At 39.7% G+C, this 19,493-nt stretch carries 12 protein-coding genes, 2 tRNA genes, 3 rRNA genes and 1 pseudogene; 7 read left to right on the plus strand and 11 right to left on the minus strand.

The genetic code is table 11. The annotated features are described in order from the left end of the window. Nucleotides 1–23 precede the first annotated feature (23 nt). The 7 genes from rrf to MKL33_RS17595 all read right to left on the minus strand — a co-directional run bounded on the left by rrf (nucleotide 24) and on the right by MKL33_RS17595 (nucleotide 7,546). Nucleotides 24–138: ribosomal RNA gene (rrf, locus tag MKL33_RS17565) — 5S ribosomal RNA — on the minus strand. Between the two features lie 182 nt (nucleotides 139–320). Next, nucleotides 321–3,211, minus strand: a 23S ribosomal RNA gene (locus tag MKL33_RS17570). 352 nt (nucleotides 3,212–3,563) lie between these two features. Next, a tRNA-Ala gene (locus tag MKL33_RS17575) sits at nucleotides 3,564–3,639 on the minus strand. 55 nt (nucleotides 3,640–3,694) lie between these two features. After that, nucleotides 3,695–3,771: transfer RNA gene (locus MKL33_RS17580), tRNA-Ile, on the minus strand. A 59-nt stretch (nucleotides 3,772–3,830) separates the two neighbouring features. Further along, nucleotides 3,831–5,368: ribosomal RNA gene (locus MKL33_RS17585) — 16S ribosomal RNA — on the minus strand. The 16S, 23S and 5S rRNA genes sit together here with 2 tRNA genes alongside, the layout of an rRNA operon. A gap of 391 nt (nucleotides 5,369–5,759) precedes the next feature. Beyond that, nucleotides 5,760–6,317: a peptidylprolyl isomerase gene (locus tag MKL33_RS17590; RefSeq protein ID WP_032063545.1), complete on the minus strand. Its 558-nt coding sequence runs from the start codon at nucleotides 6,315–6,317 to the stop codon at nucleotides 5,760–5,762. Between the two features lie 158 nt (nucleotides 6,318–6,475). Next, entirely contained in the window at nucleotides 6,476–7,546 is a 1,071-nt protein-coding gene (locus tag MKL33_RS17595; RefSeq protein WP_032063548.1) for an alpha/beta hydrolase, read from the minus strand. A 210-nt stretch (nucleotides 7,547–7,756) separates the two neighbouring features. On the opposite strand from MKL33_RS17595, the gene MKL33_RS17600 reads away from it, so the two are divergent. Continuing rightward, nucleotides 7,757–8,083, plus strand: coding sequence for a hypothetical protein (locus MKL33_RS17600; protein WP_017399657.1), 327 nt, complete (start codon nucleotides 7,757–7,759; stop codon nucleotides 8,081–8,083). Nucleotides 8,084–8,252: 169 nt separating this feature from the next. Here the strand turns inward: MKL33_RS17600 and MKL33_RS17605 are convergent, their stop codons facing one another. Then, nucleotides 8,253–8,483 carry a hypothetical protein gene (locus tag MKL33_RS17605; protein WP_000733015.1) on the minus strand — a complete coding sequence of 77 codons (231 nt, stop codon included), beginning with the start codon at nucleotides 8,481–8,483 and terminating at the stop codon, nucleotides 8,253–8,255. 391 nt (nucleotides 8,484–8,874) lie between these two features. Continuing rightward, nucleotides 8,875–9,741, minus strand: coding sequence for an MBL fold metallo-hydrolase (locus MKL33_RS17610; RefSeq protein WP_161283145.1), 867 nt, complete (start codon nucleotides 9,739–9,741; stop codon nucleotides 8,875–8,877). A 106-nt stretch (nucleotides 9,742–9,847) separates the two neighbouring features. Here MKL33_RS17610 and MKL33_RS17615 point away from each other — a divergent pair, with 106 nt between their 5' ends. From MKL33_RS17615 to MKL33_RS17640, 6 genes and pseudogenes are all read left to right on the plus strand, one after another. Continuing rightward, the gene (locus MKL33_RS17615) at nucleotides 9,848–10,741 is read left to right on the plus strand and encodes a LysR family transcriptional regulator (protein WP_227602458.1); all 894 of its coding nucleotides are present in this window, start codon (nucleotides 9,848–9,850) and stop codon (nucleotides 10,739–10,741) included. Nucleotides 10,742–10,903: 162 nt separating this feature from the next. Beyond that, nucleotides 10,904–11,458: a nucleotide exchange factor GrpE gene (grpE, locus tag MKL33_RS17620; RefSeq protein ID WP_002115470.1), complete on the plus strand. Its 555-nt coding sequence runs from the start codon at nucleotides 10,904–10,906 to the stop codon at nucleotides 11,456–11,458. 118 nt (nucleotides 11,459–11,576) lie between these two features. Further along, nucleotides 11,577–13,517, plus strand: coding sequence for a molecular chaperone DnaK (gene dnaK, locus MKL33_RS17625; protein WP_002115449.1), 1,941 nt, complete (start codon nucleotides 11,577–11,579; stop codon nucleotides 13,515–13,517). A gap of 329 nt (nucleotides 13,518–13,846) precedes the next feature. Next, the gene (locus tag MKL33_RS17630) at nucleotides 13,847–14,752 is read left to right on the plus strand and encodes a matrixin family metalloprotease (protein WP_270907447.1); all 906 of its coding nucleotides are present in this window, start codon (nucleotides 13,847–13,849) and stop codon (nucleotides 14,750–14,752) included. Nucleotides 14,753–14,889: 137 nt separating this feature from the next. After that, nucleotides 14,890–15,859: pseudogene (locus MKL33_RS17635) on the plus strand (M57 family metalloprotease). 101 nt (nucleotides 15,860–15,960) lie between these two features. Beyond that, a complete protein-coding gene (locus MKL33_RS17640; protein WP_014207668.1) occupies nucleotides 15,961–16,335 on the plus strand; it encodes a hypothetical protein in 375 nt (124 codons plus the stop codon). A gap of 63 nt (nucleotides 16,336–16,398) precedes the next feature. On the opposite strand, the gene MKL33_RS17645 is transcribed toward MKL33_RS17640, so the two are convergent. Both MKL33_RS17645 and MKL33_RS17650 read right to left on the minus strand, forming a co-directional pair. Continuing rightward, nucleotides 16,399–17,691 (minus strand): lytic murein transglycosylase, encoded by a 1,293-nt coding sequence (locus tag MKL33_RS17645; protein ID WP_213072897.1) that lies wholly within the window; start codon nucleotides 17,689–17,691, stop codon nucleotides 16,399–16,401. Nucleotides 17,692–18,367: 676 nt separating this feature from the next. After that, nucleotides 18,368–19,489 carry a 5-(carboxyamino)imidazole ribonucleotide synthase gene (locus tag MKL33_RS17650; protein WP_032038269.1) on the minus strand — a complete coding sequence of 374 codons (1,122 nt, stop codon included), beginning with the start codon at nucleotides 19,487–19,489 and terminating at the stop codon, nucleotides 18,368–18,370. Between the last annotated feature and the right edge of the window lie 4 nt (nucleotides 19,490–19,493).

A 19,493-nucleotide genomic window follows, 5' to 3' on the forward strand; every position in this document is an offset into this window, starting at 1 on the left:
GAACGGGGGTGTTTAGAATAATGAGCTGGCGATGACTTACTCTCACATGGGTAACCCCACACTACCATCAGCGCTAAGAGGTTTCACTTCTGAGTTCGGGAAGGGATCAGGTGGTTCACTCTTGCTATGGTCGCCAGCACAACTGGTATGGATACTTGCTTCGTTTTATTCACTGTGTGATACGTTGCGTTTTCCAAATCTTTACAGATGGGCTGATTGGATCTGATTTTGTTCATTTTAGCTAAGTGTTTAACTAAATCAAGTTGCTTTGCATGTTTATGAATCGATTGATGCTTCATATACAACTGCTTGGGTGTTGTATAGTCAAGCCTCACGAGCAATTAGTATTGGTCAGCTTCACATATCACTATGCTTCCACATCCAACCTATCAACGTCCTAGTCTCGAACGGCTCTTTAGAGGAATAAATTCCTAGGGAAATCTTATCTTGAGGTAGGCTTCCCGCTTAGATGCTTTCAGCGGTTATCCCTTCCGAACATAGCTACCCGGCGATGCGACTGGCGTCACAACCGGTACACCAGAGGTTCGTCCACTCTGGTCCTCTCGTACTAGGAGCAGATCCTCTCAAATTTCCAGCGCCCACGGTAGATAGGGACCGAACTGTCTCACGACGTTCTAAACCCAGCTCGCGTACCTCTTTAAATGGCGAACAGCCATACCCTTGGGACCTGCTTCAGCCCCAGGATGAGATGAGCCGACATCGAGGTGCCAAACACCGCCGTCGATATGAACTCTTGGGCGGTATCAGCCTGTTATCCCCAGAGTACCTTTTATCCGTTGAGCGATGGCCCTTCCATACAGAACCACCGGATCACTAAGACCTACTTTCGTACCTGCTCGACTTGTGGGTCTCGCAGTTAAGCGCGCTTTTGCCTTTATACTCTACGCGTGATTTCCGACCACGCTGAGCGCACCTTCGTACTCCTCCGTTACTCTTTAGGAGGAGACCGCCCCAGTCAAACTACCCACCAGACACGGTCCTCGTCCCGGATAACGGGACAGAGTTAGAACCTCAACATTACCAGGGTGGTATTTCAAGGACGGCTCCATTGGAACTAGCGTTCCAACTTCAAAGCCTCCCACCTATCCTACACAAGTAAGGTCAAAGTTCAGTGTCAAGCTGCAGTAAAGGTTCACGGGGTCTTTCCGTCTAGCCGCGGGTACACTGCATCTTCACAGCGATTTCGATTTCACTGAGCCTCTGCTGGAGACAGCGCCGCCATCATTATGCCATTCGTGCAGGTCGGAACTTACCCGACAAGGAATTTCGCTACCTTAGGACCGTTATAGTTACGGCCGCCGTTTACTGGGGCTTCGATCAAGAGCTTCGCTTACGCTAACCCCATCAATTAACCTTCCAGCACCGGGCAGGCATCACACCCTATACGTCCACTTTCGTGTTTGCAGAGTGCTATGTTTTTAATAAACAGTTGCAGCGGCCTGGTTTCTGCGGCTGTCGTCAGCTCAGGAAGCAAGTTCCATCACCAACAACAGCGTACCTTCTCCCGAAGTTACGGTACCATTTTGCCTAGTTCCTTCAGCAGAGTTCTCTCAAGCGCCTTGGTCTACTCGACCTGACCACCTGTGTCGGTTTCGGGTACGATTCCTGTGTAACTGAAGCTTAGAGACTTTTCCTGGAAGCATGGTATCAGCCACTTCACTGTACAAGTACAGCTTGCTATCGGATCTCAGTATAGAGTACCCCGGATTTGCCTAAGATACATACCTACATCCTTCCACCTGGACAACCAACGCCAGGCTGACTTAACCTTCTCCGTCCTCTCATCGCATTACACAGAAGTATTGGAATATTAACCAATTTCCCATCGACTACGCCTTTCGGCCTCGCCTTAGGGGTCGACTCACCCAGCCCCGATTAACGTTGGACTGGAACCCTTGGTCTTTCGGCGAACGGGTTTTTCACCCGTTTTGTCGTTACTCACGTCAGCATTCGCACTTCTGATACCTCCAGCATACTTCTCAATACACCTTCATCGGCTTACAGAACGCTCCCCTACCACTTGACTAATGTCAAATCCGCAGCTTCGGCACATAGTTTTAGCCCCGTTACATCTTCCGCGCAGGCCGACTCGACTAGTGAGCTATTACGCTTTCTTTAAAGGGTGGCTGCTTCTAAGCCAACCTCCTAGCTGTCTATGCCTTCCCACATCGTTTCCCACTTAACTATGATTTTGGGGCCTTAGCTGGCGGTCTGGATTGTTTTCCTCTTGACTACGGACGTTAGCACCCGCAGTCTGTCTCCCGGATAGTACTCATAGGTATTCGGAGTTTGCATCGGTTTGGTAAGTCGGGATGACCCCCTAGCCGAAACAGTGCTCTACCCCCTATGGTATTCGTCCGAGGCGCTACCTAAATAGCTTTCGGGGAGAACCAGCTATCACCAGGCTTGATTAGCCTTTCACCCCTATCCACAAGTCATCCCCTGGCTTTTCAACGACAGTGGGTTCGGTCCTCCAGTTAGTGTTACCCAACCTTCAACCTGCTCATGGATAGATCGCCTGGTTTCGGGTCTATACCCAGCAACTAAACGCCCTATTAAGACTCGATTTCTCTACGGCTCCCCTATACGGTTAACCTCGCTACTGAATATAAGTCGCTGACCCATTATACAAAAGGTACGCAGTCACACCACGAAGGTGCTCCCACTGCTTGTATGCATGCGGTTTCAGGATCTATTTCACTCCCCTCACAGGGGTTCTTTTCGCCTTTCCCTCACGGTACTGGTTCACTATCGGTCAGTCAGGAGTATTTAGCCTTGGAGGATGGTCCCCCCATATTCAGACAAGGTTTCACGTGCCTCGCCCTACTCGTCATCATTATGTGTGCCCTTTCGTGTACGGGAATATCACCCTCTACGTTCGCACTTCCCAGAGCGTTCCACTAAAACACACATAACTTAATGGGCTGATCCCCGTTCGCTCGCCGCTACTGAGGGAATCTCAATTGATTTCTTTTCCTAAGGGTACTGAGATGTTTCACTTCCCCTCGTTCGCCTTGCAACACTATGTATTCATGTTGCAATACCTACCTTAAAGTAGGTGGGTTCCCCCATTCAGAAATCTCCGGATCAAAGGATATTTGCCGCCTCCCCGGAGCTTTTCGCAGGCTATCACGTCTTTCATCGCCTCTGACTGCCAAGGCATCCACCACATGCACTTAATTACTTGACTATACAACCCCAAACAGTCGTCAACACCTACAAGTGAGTGTTGTCCGTGCGATTCTTCATCGCTACTATCTGTTGTCTGTGCACTTAAACACTGTACAGCTTCAATCTAAATTCATATACCAAAACGCTTGATTCAGTTAATTTGCTAGTTCTCAATTCATCTAGATTAATTGCTTAATCTAAACTCTTGAGTGAACAATTTATTTCAGACTCAATTTTGCCAATCTGTTAATGAATAAACATACCTTCGTCAGGTCATGCTTAATACCGTGATACTTAAATCACAGAAGTTAATAAACCAAGATCTAAATCTCTATTTACTAATTTCTGTAATCCGAACTTCTCTTAAGTTCTGGTGGAGACTAGGAGAGTCGAACTCCTGACCTCCTGCGTGCAAAGCAGGCGCTCTACCAACTAAGCTAAGTCCCCAGCTTACATCATCAGTCATGTATCTTTTATCTATAACTTCAACCAGTCAAAGTCATGGTGGGTCTGACAAGACTTGAACTTGTGACCCCACGCTTATCAAGCGTGTGCTCTAACCAACTGAGCTACAGACCCTCAGATACATCTATGAAGAACAACTTGTTGTGGATTCTTACCAATCGTCAATCTTTCGTTAAGGAGGTGATCCAGCCGCAGGTTCCCCTACGGCTACCTTGTTACGACTTCACCCCAGTCATCGGCCACACCGTGGTAACCGCCCTCTTTGCAGTTAGGCTAGCTACTTCTGGTGCAACAAACTCCCATGGTGTGACGGGCGGTGTGTACAAGGCCCGGGAACGTATTCACCGCGGCATTCTGATCCGCGATTACTAGCGATTCCGACTTCATGGAGTCGAGTTGCAGACTCCAATCCGGACTACGATCGGCTTTTTGAGATTAGCATCCTATCGCTAGGTAGCAACCCTTTGTACCGACCATTGTAGCACGTGTGTAGCCCTGGCCGTAAGGGCCATGATGACTTGACGTCGTCCCCGCCTTCCTCCAGTTTGTCACTGGCAGTATCCTTAAAGTTCCCGACATTACTCGCTGGCAAATAAGGAAAAGGGTTGCGCTCGTTGCGGGACTTAACCCAACATCTCACGACACGAGCTGACGACAGCCATGCAGCACCTGTATGTAAGTTCCCGAAGGCACCAATCCATCTCTGGAAAGTTCTTACTATGTCAAGGCCAGGTAAGGTTCTTCGCGTTGCATCGAATTAAACCACATGCTCCACCGCTTGTGCGGGCCCCCGTCAATTCATTTGAGTTTTAGTCTTGCGACCGTACTCCCCAGGCGGTCTACTTATCGCGTTAGCTGCGCCACTAAAGCCTCAAAGGCCCCAACGGCTAGTAGACATCGTTTACGGCATGGACTACCAGGGTATCTAATCCTGTTTGCTCCCCATGCTTTCGCACCTCAGCGTCAGTGTTAGGCCAGATGGCTGCCTTCGCCATCGGTATTCCTCCAGATCTCTACGCATTTCACCGCTACACCTGGAATTCTACCATCCTCTCCCACACTCTAGCTAACCAGTATCGAATGCAATTCCCAAGTTAAGCTCGGGGATTTCACATTTGACTTAATTAGCCGCCTACGCGCGCTTTACGCCCAGTAAATCCGATTAACGCTTGCACCCTCTGTATTACCGCGGCTGCTGGCACAGAGTTAGCCGGTGCTTATTCTGCGAGTAACGTCCACTATCTCTAGGTATTAACTAAAGTAGCCTCCTCCTCGCTTAAAGTGCTTTACAACCATAAGGCCTTCTTCACACACGCGGCATGGCTGGATCAGGCTTGCGCCCATTGTCCAATATTCCCCACTGCTGCCTCCCGTAGGAGTCTGGGCCGTGTCTCAGTCCCAGTGTGGCGGATCATCCTCTCAGACCCGCTACAGATCGTCGCCTTGGTAGGCCTTTACCCCACCAACTAGCTAATCCGACTTAGGCTCATCTATTAGCGCAAGGTCCGAAGATCCCCTGCTTTCTCCCGTAGGACGTATGCGGTATTAGCATTCCTTTCGAAATGTTGTCCCCCACTAATAGGCAGATTCCTAAGCATTACTCACCCGTCCGCCGCTAAGATCAGTAGCAAGCTACCTCTCTCCGCTCGACTTGCATGTGTTAAGCCTGCCGCCAGCGTTCAATCTGAGCCATGATCAAACTCTTCAGTTAAAATCATTTTGCACCTTATTTAAAGACAAGGTGCCAATTCTGGCTCATCAATTACTGACTTAAATTTCGCTCAAATAAACTTCGAGTAATTTAAACCAATCAATCAATGAAAATTATTTCGATTAATCAATCAGTAAAAATCCACACAAGTTGTTCTTCAATTCTCTTAATGATTTTTCTGCTCTTCGTCAGAGACAGAATTCAACGCAATACTAAGCTTTCATCTTAACCCTGTAAGCTAAGATATTCTCGTGTATCGCGTCGGGATGAGTGCATTATAGGGAAAAAAAACTGGTACGCAAGCACTTTTATAAATATGCACGTTCGACCGGTTCTTTTTCAGCCAAAAAAAATCTCAAAAATAAACAAATATATGATTTATATGGTTAATTTATTTTTGAAGAGTTTTAAACTTTATATCTACTATCTTTATAGCCTGTTTTGGTACGTTTTGATGCATGCCATAGTTTGATGTAGGGACCTGAACAATACGGTCAACCACATCCATTCCTTTAATTACTTTTCCAAAAACTGCGTAACCAGCATTACCCGCAGAACGATTTAAAAAATTATTATCTGCAACGTTTATGAAAAACTGACTAGTAGCTGAGTCAGGATTTGCAGTACGAGCCATAGCCAACGTTCCGCGTGTGTTAGCAATTCCATTTCCAGCTTCATTTTTGATAGGTGCTCGCGTAGTCTTTTCCTGCATATTTGCAGTAAGTCCACCGCCCTGCACCATAAAACCAGGAATTACGCGGTGAAATATCGTATCTTTATAAAAGCCTGACTTTATATAGTCTTTAAAATTCTTCACACTGTTTGGTGCTTTATCATCATAAAGTTGTATTTCAATGTTGCCTAAATTTGTTTGCATTTCAACTAGAGTGTCAGCCCAGACTGAATGACTGCTTATACCCAAACAACATAACATTAATAATTTTTTCATATTTTCCCTACAACAAAATGCCAAACTTAATGAAGGATAAATTTAATCATCTATATAAAAGAATTCTAGTGAGTATTTATTATCTTTTATTTAGTGCTTTATATTTTAGATTTGAGTATTAGTCCACGTTCCACGTGAAACATGGACTAAGCTTTTATTTAACTATTTTTATCCCAGAACTTTCTGAAGTTTTTACTGATCTCGATAGTATATCTTTTTGCCTTTTTCGAAATAGGTGTCAAGTTTATAAAACCGTGGGTTTGATCTGGATATTCTTCATAATGCATTTTGACGCCATTTTGTCTTAGCTTATAGCTATAAATTTTCGCTTCATCATGCAATACGTCATGACCAGCCGTAATCACGAAAGCTGGCGGGTTCTTTTTCAAATTACCATAGGTTGGAGAAATAATCGGATCGTCTAATTCTACATTATGCTGAGTTGCATAATATTGAGTGACATAATTAATATCGCTATCCGTCAAAACTAATCCTTCGTTATAAGCATAAAAAGAAGGATGTCGGCTTTTAAAATCAACTGTAGGGTAAATGAGAAGCTGTGCTTGTGGAGCATAAGGTTTGTTTACTGATCGTTGAGCCACAACCGTACTGATATTGCCGCCTGCACTATCCCCTGCTACAGCAATACGATTTTTTAATATTTTTAGTTGTCTGCGATTTTGATATACCCAAGCTAATGCATCTTCACATGATTGGATTAAATGTTGAGGTGAGACCTCAGGTGCAAGTGGATAATCAATACTGAGTACTTGTACTTTTGCATATTTTGCCAATATACGACAAACCTCATCATGAGTATCTAAACCACCTACAACGAACCCTCCCCCGTGATAGAAAACAATCAGAGGTAATTTTTTATTCGGTGACGGATGATAGTGTCTTGCGAAAACAGTTCCAGTTTGAAGCGGCAAACGAATGTCTTCTACTGAATCAATTTCAGTTGATTTCTGGCGTATAGCCAACATTTGTGTATCAAACTGCCGTCTAGACTCAATAGGATCTGAACCAATGAAACCAATACGTCCCTGTTTAATTTGTACGGCCATCATACATTTAGTAAACGAGTCGAGCTCTGGGTATTGGTAGGCATATCCAAGGATTTTGGCAAGTGATTCTTGAGCTAATCGAGGTAACTTATCAAGAGCTCGAGCAGCAGGCCCTTGGCCCTTATCTAGCAATGTTTGAATTTTTTGATTAAATGCTGTCATGCCTATCTCCATGAATTCCTCTTATCCTTCATATTTTCTACAGAATTCTTTGTTGTTTGACTATATTCGCATACAACTCATGTAATCAAGATACAAAGGTAAAAACCAATCTACGCTAATCTGATTTATAGCAAATGTCATTAACAAATCTGTCGTTTAAAACAGGACTTTTTTGCCAATTATTGTTAACAGACAAAAGGAGATTGTGCTATGTCAGCAAAACTAGTTGTTACTTTATTAGCAACCAGTCTTTTAACTGTAGGTTGTGTTGCTTATACAGATGATCCTTATTACCGCGGTGGTTATGGTTACCATGATCATGATGATGATCGCTATGACCGCAATGATGGACGTCGCTATAGTGACTGGGAAAGAAAACGTTGGGAAGAGCGTAAGAGAATATACGAACAACAACGTAAAGATGCTCGCGAACAGGATAGAAATCGTCGTGAGTGGGAAAAAAGACACCGTGAATGGGAGAAGAAAAGATTAGAAGATCGTGATCACAATCATAGAGATTATCATGATGATGACTAAAATCTATTGGAATATGGAAGCCCCAAAGAAAAAATCTCTTGGGGCTTTTTTGTTGAGAAATCCACATTCTCTTGACTATAGAATAATGAGTAGCAGCTCATTTCATATATAAATCGGCATCTTGAATATATGTACTCTATAATCTTTTAACTGTTCTTATCGCTAAGAATTACTGAGCAGTTGCAGAACCTGAAACAGAACCAGAAGCACCAGCATCAACTTGACCTGGTTGTGCTTGACCAGAAACACCTGCATCTACACCAACACCAGCTTGTACGCCAGATGGGCTAGCGCTAGTTTGAGCTGAACCTGATGCATTTAAGCCAGCTTCAGATGCACAACCAACAGCTGTAAAAGCAACACCAGCAAGCACTACAGAGATAAGACCTAATTTTTTCATAATCACTTTCCTTTCATTACGACAAACATTTAAATGCAAAGTTCATCTTCGCGCTGCCTATAATTCACAATTTTTTTTTCTGGCGTGCGTATCATTGGTTGTCTTTTGTAGTAATAGAAGTACAAATTGTGCAATTTTTTATTAAAACCTCTTCCTTAGCCTCACCTCTACCTTTTATATAGAAGCTACAACTTAAGCTTTTGTTTATTTTTATCAATTTCTAATTTTTATCTTAGCCTTTTACTCTCGTTAAAAATTTTCTCTTCATAGAAACGCTATATAAGGTGCGTAGAATGTTACAGAGACTTTTTACTTGAAAATGCCTTATTTCATAAAAAAAGCCGGGGATAGACCACGGCTTTTTAGAAAATTTATGGTGTTTCGATTTTAATTATGGCCATTGCATCTCACCTTTTACAACTTTTGCACCTAGTTCTAGGCTATCCACACTCTTCAATGTTGGATATTGTTTCTGCATGAGCTGACTTAGCTCACTCGCATTTTTACTTATTTTGACCGCTTTCTCATAGCTCTTGAGATAGTCGATAGAGAAGTTAACCGCATCCAAACCTTGTGGAGCTCCCTCAACCATATGAGCTGGAACAACTGTTTGAGGTTGGAGTGATTTAATACTTTCTAAAGCTTGAATCACTTCATTACGATCTTTAACTTTTGGCGTATCTGCCATCCATAAATGAATACCTGAAGAGACAGGAATACCACCTACTACTGCTTTAGAAGAAGGAATCCATAAATAAGTGAGTTCTTTCTTACCTTTAATTTCGATCGACTCATTTTCTAACTTTAAAGTTTTAGCAGTATAAGCTTGAGGCACAATAATTTGACTAGGCGCATTTGCACCCATTTGTGGACCCCAATATTTCACTTTAAGCGCTTGAGTATCTTGGATATGTTTAACAGTTTCTGGCGTTGCGATGATTTGTACATTTGGGAAGTATTGTTTAAATACATCTAAGCCAAAGTAATAGTCCGGATCGCCATAACTTACGAAAATTGTCTTTAGTGTTTTACCGCTATCGAGAATATCTGCAGCAATACGTAATGCTTCAGATTTCGAGAATTGTGCATTCACCAACAGAACTTCTTTATCGCCTTCAATTAAAGTAGAAGTCACACCAAAATGTTCGGGTTTAGCCAGAAAACTTTGGATTTTCAAATCTTGCGCAAAAGCTGAGGAAGCTACCGTTAAAGCAGTAGCAGTTGCTAGGGCTGAAGCAGTTAATTTAAAAAATTTCATTATGTATCTCCAATTTCATGAGAAATACTTTAAATTGCAATTCTTGTAAGATAAATGCACTAAATTAAGATAAACTGTTGCATATATTGTAATAATGATAAAGCATATGGACACATTAAAAGCCATACACGTCTTTGTTTCTATTGCTCAACATGGCAATTTAACCAAAGCCGCCGAACATCTAAATTATTCCCGTGCCATGGTTTCTCGCTATCTTGAGCACCTAGAGCACACCTTCTCAACTCGACTATTTCAAAGAAATACCCGAAAAATATCTCTCACTCCAGCGGGTGAAAAAGCCCTACTCTACTGCGAGAATATTTTACAACAACAGCAACTTTTACAAGAGTTAGCCGCACCAGAACAACATAACGGTACGATTCGCTTCACTTGTGGTTTATTTTTATTTCAATTAGGGGTTGGGGAATGTATCCGCCAATTTAAACAGCAACATCCACATATTCAATTTGATGTATATCTTACTGAAAATACAATGGACTTAATTGATGCTCAGGTCGATTTAGCCTTACGTATAACGCAAAAAGTTGCAGATGGGTTAATTGCACGACCTGTTTGTCAAATTGAGTCCGTTTTCTGCGCTCATCCTGATTATTTAAAGCAACACAGTCCCCTCTCCCATCCAAGGCAACTTATTCAACATGAATGTTTAGCTCACCATAGCCAACATCAATTTTGGACACTTTTTGATACTGAACAGCAACCTCAAAACTATCCTTTGAACGTCACCTTTAAAAGTAATGATGTAAATGCTGTTTATGACATGTGTTTACATGCTCAAGGTGTGGCAATGTTACCGACTTTATTAGTTAAAAAAGATTTAAAAGAAAAACGATTGGTTCCTTTATTTAAAAACTATTCGGCTCCTGAATTAAGTTTGTCGGTGGTATATGCTTCAAGACAACATTTACCCAAAATAACTCAGGAATTTATTGCTTTTATGATCGAAAATTTAGATTTTTACTTAAAACCGCAAAATTAAAAGCTTTAAATTGCCGTGTACGCTTGAATTTTTAGGCAATGCCCATACTTCATCCCTATTAATGAATTACAGCATATGCATGGCAGTTCAGGTTTTACCCAGTAAATGCTGATGCCAAAAGGACTGTACATGTTTAAAAACCCATTTAAACGGAGATCATCAATGGCTAATGAGCAAAATGAGCAAGCTCAAGACATTCAACACGAGCAAGCAGAGCAATCTAATGAGCAAACTCAGGCTGAAGGTGTAGAGCAAGCAAACGACGTTACCGTTGAATCTTTACAAGCGCAAATCACCAAATTAGAAGAAAGCCTAAAACTTGAAAAAGCACGTACTGCAAATGCAGTTTACGAAGCACAAAAAAGTGTAGAGCGTATTCAACGTGAGTCTGACAAGCATAAAGAGACTGTGCTTGAAAAATTTGCAAAAGAATTACTAGATTCTGTTGATAATTTAGAGCGTGCAATTCAAGCGGCTGGTGATGAAGAAACGCCAGTACTTGAAGGTATTAAACTGACCTTGAAGTCGCTGTTAACCACACTTGAAAAATTTGGTGTTGTAGAAGCTGATACGAAAAATGGCTTCAATGCGGATTTACATCAAGCTGTAGGTATTGACCCAAATGCTAAAGCGAATGAAATCGGTAGTGTTTTACAAAAGGGCTATACATTAAATGGTCGCTTATTGCGCCCTGCTATGGTTATGGTTGGTCAATAAATAATTTTTTGAGAGTTTTTAGATTTTTTTTCGCTAAAACGCTTGAAAAAAATAGATTCACTCTCATATCGGATAACAAGCAAAAACATTGCAAAAGAATTTTTGAGGAAAACGTCACATGGCAAAAATTATTGGTATTGACTTAGGTACTACCAACTCATGCGTTGCTGTACTTGAAGGCGATAAAGTAAAAGTAATCGAAAACGCTGAAGGCGCACGTACAACTCCATCGATCATTGCTTATAAAGATGGCGAGATCTTAGTGGGTCAAAGTGCTAAGCGTCAGGCAGTAACTAACCCGAAAAATACATTATTCGCTATCAAGCGTTTAATCGGTCGTCGTTATGAAGATCAAGCGGTACAAAAAGATATCGGTCTTGTACCTTATAAAATCATCAAAGCAGACAATGGCGATGCTTGGGTTGAAGTAAACGATAAAAAATTAGCGCCTCAACAGGTTTCTGCTGAAATCTTGAAAAAGATGAAGAAAACTGCAGAAGACTATTTAGGCGAAACAGTTACTGAAGCAGTTATTACTGTTCCTGCTTACTTTAACGATGCTCAACGTCAAGCAACTAAAGATGCGGGTAAAATCGCTGGTTTAGACGTTAAACGTATCATTAACGAACCAACTGCTGCTGCACTTGCGTTCGGTATGGACAAAAAAGAAGGCGACCGTAAAGTTGCAGTTTACGACTTAGGTGGTGGTACTTTTGACGTATCAATCATTGAAATCGCAGACCTTGATGGCGACCAACAAATCGAAGTGTTATCAACAAACGGTGATACTTTCCTTGGTGGTGAAGACTTTGATAACGCATTAATTGAATTCTTAGTTGAAGAATTTAAGAAAGAACAAAGTGTGAACTTGAAAAATGATCCACTTGCGTTACAACGTTTGAAAGAAGCTGCTGAAAAAGCAAAAATCGAGCTTTCTTCATCAAATGCAACTGAAATCAACCTTCCATACATCACTGCTGATGCAACTGGTCCTAAACACTTAGTAATCAATGTAACACGTGCGAAACTTGAAGGTTTAGTTGCTGATTTAGTTGCTCGCACTATTGAGCCTTGTAAAATCGCACTTAAAGATGCTGGTCTTTCGACTTCAGACATCTCTGACGTGATCTTGGTTGGTGGTCAGTCTCGTATGCCACTTGTACAACAAAAAGTACAAGAATTCTTTGGCAAAGAGCCACGTAAAGACGTGAACCCTGACGAAGCTGTTGCAATCGGTGCTGCGATTCAAGGTGCTGTACTGTCTGGTGACAAAACTGACGTTCTTTTATTAGACGTAACACCATTAACTTTAGGTATTGAAACAATGGGTGGTGTATTAACACCAATCATTGAGAAAAACACGACGATTCCTGCGAAGAAATCACAAGTGTTCTCTACTGCTGCTGACAACCAGCCTGCTGTAGACATTTCAGTTTACCAAGGTGAACGTAAGATGGCTCAACAAAACAAATTGTTGGGTAACTTCCAATTAGGCGATATTCCACCTGCTCCACGTGGTGTGCCACAAATTGAAGTATCTTTCGACATCAATGCTGATGGTATCTTGAAAGTATCTGCTAAAGATAAGAGCACTGGTAAAGAGCAATCGATCCAGATTAAAGCGAACTCAGGTTTGTCTGATGCTGAAATTGAAGCAATGATTAAAGATGCTGAAGCGAATGCTGAAGAAGATCGTAAGTTTGAAGAACTTGCAAAAGCTCGTAACGAAGCTGATGCATTAATTTCAAGCTCGAACAAAGCTGTTAAAGATCTTGGTGATAAAGTTACTGAAGATGAAAAAACAGCTGTAAGCACTGCCGTTTCTGAACTTGAAGCAGCAACAAAAGAAAATGATGTAGAAGATATCAAAGCGAAAACTGAAGCTTTACAAAACATCTTGATGCCTATCACTCAACGTGCTTATGAACAAGCGCAACAAGCTGGTGGTGCTGAAGGCTTTGATCCAAATGCATTCCAAGGTGGTGATGCGGGTCAACAAAAAGCAGATGATGGTGTTGTAGACGCTGAGTTCACTGAAGTTAAAGATGACAAAAAATAATTTGTTTCTCTAATAAAAAACCGCGCTTAGACGCGGTTTTTTATTGTTTACAAAAAGTAACAATAAGTTTTTTAATGATATTATTCAAAAATTTCTGTCAGAAAGATCAATGATAAAAACTAAACATTTAATTTTAAATAATATTTTTTTTTTAAAAAACCACTGTTATTTACTACATTAATTATTTGATTATTGCCAATTCTGAGAACATCTTTTTTAATTTTTCGACCAATATCACAAACCTCACCTAATCTATTGAGATTTTTATCGTTTTGACGAATTAAATTAAGTAGCTAACAATAAGATTTATTTATATTTTTTATTTTGCCATGAAAAAATTTCTATGGTGGGGATTGAGCTTATGCTTATGCATGGGCTTACAAACAACACTTTTTGCTCAAAGCAATCTGCCAATTAATTCATCTCATCAGCCTTTAAAATACCGAATTGCTTTTATTGATCCACGATTTCAACTTACTAAAGAACAATTAGTCGAGGTAAGTCAGCAAGCTGCTGAAATCTGGCAAAAAGAAACTGGGAAGACCTATTTTATTTATGATTCACAGGCTCAATTGTCAATTAACTTAATCTATGATGATCATCAAATGCTTAAAGATGAACAACAAAACAATTTGGATGCACTTTTGCAAAAGCAGGAAGCTTGGCGCATTAAAAATGAAGAAGTTGTTCTAAACAAACAGCAAGTTGCTCAACTATCAACTGATTTGAACAAGAAAAAGGCTAATCTAAAAGCGGAGTTTGAACAATATCAACAAGAGGTAACGCGCTTTAATCAAGGAGAACAGCAGTACTCTAGTGCCAATAATTTAAAAGAATGGCAAAAACAACTAGAACAAAAATCGGAAGATTTACGAAATGAATCCAATAGTCTAAATTTTAAAATTCAATCACTTAACTTAAAAATTAAAGAGCTAAATCGAGAGCAAAGTGATTTAAGCGCTTTAAAAACACAATTCAAACTAGAGCAGAAAACTAGTATTCAACCCTTCCATAAAGGATTATTCAGTCAAAACCAAATCCAGATTTACGGCTATGCTTCTTTAAATGACTTACGTTTGACCCTTGCTCATGAACTTGGGCATGCTTTAGGACTAAAACATACTAGCAATCCAAAATCTTTAATGTATCCCTATTTAAAAGAGCAAGATATTCATAACTTTAAATTAACCGATTCAGATTTAGATTTATTAAGTTCAATTTATAGACCAAATTAAGGAAAAATCATTAAAGTTAAATGATTAAAAAAGCTAAATAAAAAGAAATATATTAAATTTTTTCTAAAAAATAATTTGGCATTTGGTAAAAAATAATGAGACTAAAGTCTCATTTATTTTCCTGATTTGTACGTTTTTTGATTGATTTTTCATTTTATATTCTTATAATACGTTTTTTTTAAAATCTCCCCCCCTTCGATTATGCGTTTAACATCTTTGTTATTAGGCGTAGCCTTTGCTTTTTCTAATTTTCAGGCTAATGCTAATCTTGCAACTCCAGCTCATACTCAAATTCAGCAAAAAACAGGTCAACATTTGACTTATAAAATTGCTGATATTGATCCACGTTTTGGATTAAGCCAAGACCAATTAATTCAAATTAGTCAACAAGCTGCGGACATTTGGAAACAAGGTACTGGACAGGATTATTTTACTTATGATCCAAATGCAAAGTTAGAAATTCGTTTAGTTTACGATAATAGTCAAAGCCGTTCTGAACAGCGTCAAAAAATCGCAGCTCAGTTCCAACAAGAACAGCAACGTGTAATTGATGAACAGCAACAAATTAAGCAATTGAAGCAAACCCTTGGTCAAACTCAATCTGAGCTTGAAAATAAGAAGCAGATTTTGAATGGCAAATTGAAAAATCTTGACCAACTAATGATGCAGCTTAACCAAGGCAAATTAGCACCTGAATACAGCGCTAAATCTTTGGCTAAAACTCAGAAAGATTTGCAAAAACAAACTGTTGCTTTAAAGAAAGAAATTGCTGCATATAATCAACAAGCTAAAGACTTAAATGTCAAAGTTACTCATTTTAATCAAATTAATAATGAGTTTAATAACTCATTGAACCAATTTAAGCAAAATGCTCAAGCGGATGTCTTTAAAAAAGGTATCTATAACGGCAAACAAATTGTGATTTATGAGTTTAAGTCTATTGATGATTTACGCTTAACCATTGCTCATGAGTTAGGACATGCACTTGGTTTAAAACATAGTGATCAACCAAATGCATTGATGTACTCAGTACGTAAAGATGGTGACAAAAAAATCACTGGACTTACGGATGCTGACCGTGATCTATTAAGTGCTTTACCTCAATAATTAAGAGCTTGATATAAAATGATGTATCTATTTCTATGTAGATACATCGAAATTGATATCAAAGTCATGTTATTGTGGTCATAAGAGCTAACGAAAATAGAATGGAGATCAAGATGAGTTATTATCATATCCTGATTGAAGTAAATGATCATATCAGCACGATTGAACAAACTCGCGATATTGAACTGTTTGATATTATTGAAATTAAACCGTATCTTCATTCTATTCTAATTCCCTTTTTCAATGAGCATGAAATCGAGCTTGAGGATGAAAATATCGAATACAAAGATATTCTCCATCTTGAAGTAAAACAAACTCTGTTACCGATCGAACATTTAATTGAAGAAGAGCAAAAGCAATTACCAAGTGATACTGATGTCACGATCACTGCGTATGAGATCTTTAATGATCGTGATTTAAGCCAAGATGTTACGTCAGTTATTTTTGATATTTTGGAAGCGGTTAAATTAGAGTAATAACCTTATATAAGTACCTATAAAAAAGGTCTGCATGAGCAGACCTTTTTTATTATTTCTAGTTTATTGCATCATTTTTTGAGCTTGTTCTTGACGGAATGCACGTAAAATTTGCTGCCCTGCCCGTCCTGTTGGATTTAAACCTAAACGAGTTTGTTCTTGACGAATAGCTACACGGGTTTTATCTCCAATAAGGCCGTCAACTGCACCAATATCATAGCCACGATTAATCAAAAACTGTTGGATTTCACGACGTTCTGCACGTGAAGTTCCCGGATCATCAGTTGGCCAAGACGCAACAAATGGACCAGCACCTTTTAAACGATCAGATAAATGTGCAATCGCAAGTCCATAGCTTTCCGCAGCGTTATAGCTGTAGATAGCATCAAAATTCTTAAATACTAAAAATACTGGACCATTTACACCTGCAGGTGCCATTAAACCTGCTGAAGTACTGCTAGATAAAGCCCCTTGGACAAGTGGAGAACCATCAATTCGAGTAACGCCTCGTGCACTCCAACTATTTAAAGATTTCTTTGAACGTCGCCCTTCTCCATCAATTGACATACCTTGGGGCACTTTTACTTCAAAACCCCATGGCATTCCGGTTTGCCAACCTGCTTTATTTAAGAAATTAGCTGTTGAAGCCAGTGCATCAGCTGTACTCGACACTAAATCTCGACGACCATCTCCATCAAAATCAACAGCTAAACGTTCATAAGTAGATGGCATAAATTGAGTATGACCAAATGCTCCAGCCCATGAACCTTTCAGTTGGTCTTCGGTTAAGTCACCACGTTGTAAAATACGCATAGTGGCAAAAAACTCAGTGCGGAAATAACTTTGTCGACGCCCTTCACAACTTAAAGTGCCGAGTGCTTGTAATAAAGGATATTTTCCAGAAATATCACCAAAATTACTTTCGACACCCCACACTGCTACAATTGTTTCCGGCGGCACACCGTAGGTTTGAGAAGCACGGTTTAAAACATCTCGATGTTGCGCCAGTTTTTGTTTACCAAGCTCAACGCGCTCTTCATCAACTAGACCAGAAAGATAATCCCAAATTGGTGTCGAAAATTCTGGTTGATAGTTTAATTTATCAATAACTGAATAATCTGGGGTCAAGTTTTGGGTATAACGATCATAAGTTGTACCAGATACTCCAGCAGCAATTGCTTGAGAACGTAAATTTGCCAAACAGCTTTGGAAATTATTATTAGGCGTATAATCTTCACTCGTCACTACTGGAACAGTAGCACTGCTAGATATTGTAGAACCATTAATTACGAGCTCTGCTTGAGCCTGAGTCATCGCTAAAAATACAGAGCCAACAATACAAGAAAAACGTCGCATATTATCCTAGTTCGATTTTTAAATTTAAATTTGTAAGTACCATACCATTATGAGTCCAAAATTTCAGAGAGAAAACGTAAATTTGAATTCATAATCTCTACTTTAAATTCATTTCCCATGTTTTAAATTCAAATTTTCTACTTTATTTTTGAATTTAAAATTCTCTAGATCAAAATTATTGTTTTTGAATTCAAAAACGATACTCAAGTTTAAATTCAAAAGTACTTCTTTAAATTTAAACTATCACGCAGGCGTTTCTGTGGATAAACTTATCCACAATCGAGCAAAAACAGCACTATTTATTGATTCCATTCTATATTTCATTATTCTTGATGACACGAAAAATCCAATCAACCAAACAATCTATATTTTTAAATTCAAACTTACCGCGTTATTTTAAATTTAAAACACTTCAGCAAACACCACTAGTTTTGAATTCAAAAAACATGAGCTCTATCATCAGCTACAAATCAAACTCTCTTGTGGATAACTAACTTTAAATTCAAAATAATCAAGCTTCACTTTTTAAATTTAAAAAATACCATCAATATTTAAATTCAAAAATTCCTATAAAAAGTTATCCACAAACAAGAAATTACTCAGGATTTATTATTTTTTAAATTTAAAAGATAAAAAAAGCGATCCGAAGATCGCTTTTTTTAGAATTAGAAATGCTTTAGAGGGTCATATCTGCTGTTAAAGCGAGTGGTTCTGGCAAAATTTCTGCTAATTGACGGCATAAATTCGTCAATTCATTACTATCCACAGGCATTAAAGTGATATGGCCTAACTTACGGCCAGCACGTTCAGACTTATTATAAAGATGAAGATGAGCACCATTTAAGGCAAGTACATCCTCAGTTTTAGGATGCTGACCAATAATATTGATCATAACCGTTGGGCGAACAACATCTGTTGAACCCAATGGTAGTCCTGCAACAGCTCGAATGTGGTTTTCAAACTGAGAACAAACAGCGCCTTCAATGGACCAATGACCTGAGTTATGCACTCGCGGTGCCATCTCATTTGCACATAAGCCTTGTTCTGTCACAAATAGCTCTAGAGTTAACACACCTACATAGTTAAGGTGATTCAACAAACGAGTAATGTAGTCTTGAGCCACAGGTTGCAAAGCTTCGCTATTCGGTGCTGGAACAATTGAATGCGATAAAATACCATTATGGTGGTGATTTTCAGCCAGTGGCCAAGTTTTTACCTCACCATTTTGGCCGCGCACCGCAATAATTGAAACTTCACGAGAGAATTTAACAAAGCTTTCAGCAACTAGACTTTTTGCAGGACCAAGTTCAGCCCAAGCAGTATCAATCTGGTCTTCTGAACGAAGTACAAACTGACCTTTACCGTCATATCCACCAGTTGCAGTCTTAAGTACAATCGGTAAACCAAGCTCAGCAACAGCCTTTTTCAAGCTTTCTAAGCTATCTACAGCACGATACGGCGCAACAGGAATAGTAAGCTCATCAAACAATGCTTTTTCTGACAAACGATTTTGCGCAGTCGCTAAAGCAACACGGGGAGGGTGCAATGTTTTGGTTTGTGTTAAAACATCCACATCTTCAACGGGTGTATTTTCAAACTCAAGACTGAAAACATCAGCACTTTCAATAAACTGCTTTAAGCCTTGCTCATCTTGGCTAGAAAAGACTTGGCCTAAAACACCTGCTGGACAATCTGTATTTGCTTCAAAAAAAGTACATTGAATATTTAATGGTAACGCTGCTTGAGCCATCATACGGCCCAGTTGCCCACCACCAAAAATACCGATAGTTTTATCCATCTCA

This window comes from Acinetobacter sp. AOR43_HL (assembly GCF_027854635.1).
Lineage (GTDB): Bacteria > Pseudomonadota > Gammaproteobacteria > Pseudomonadales > Moraxellaceae > Acinetobacter > Acinetobacter pittii.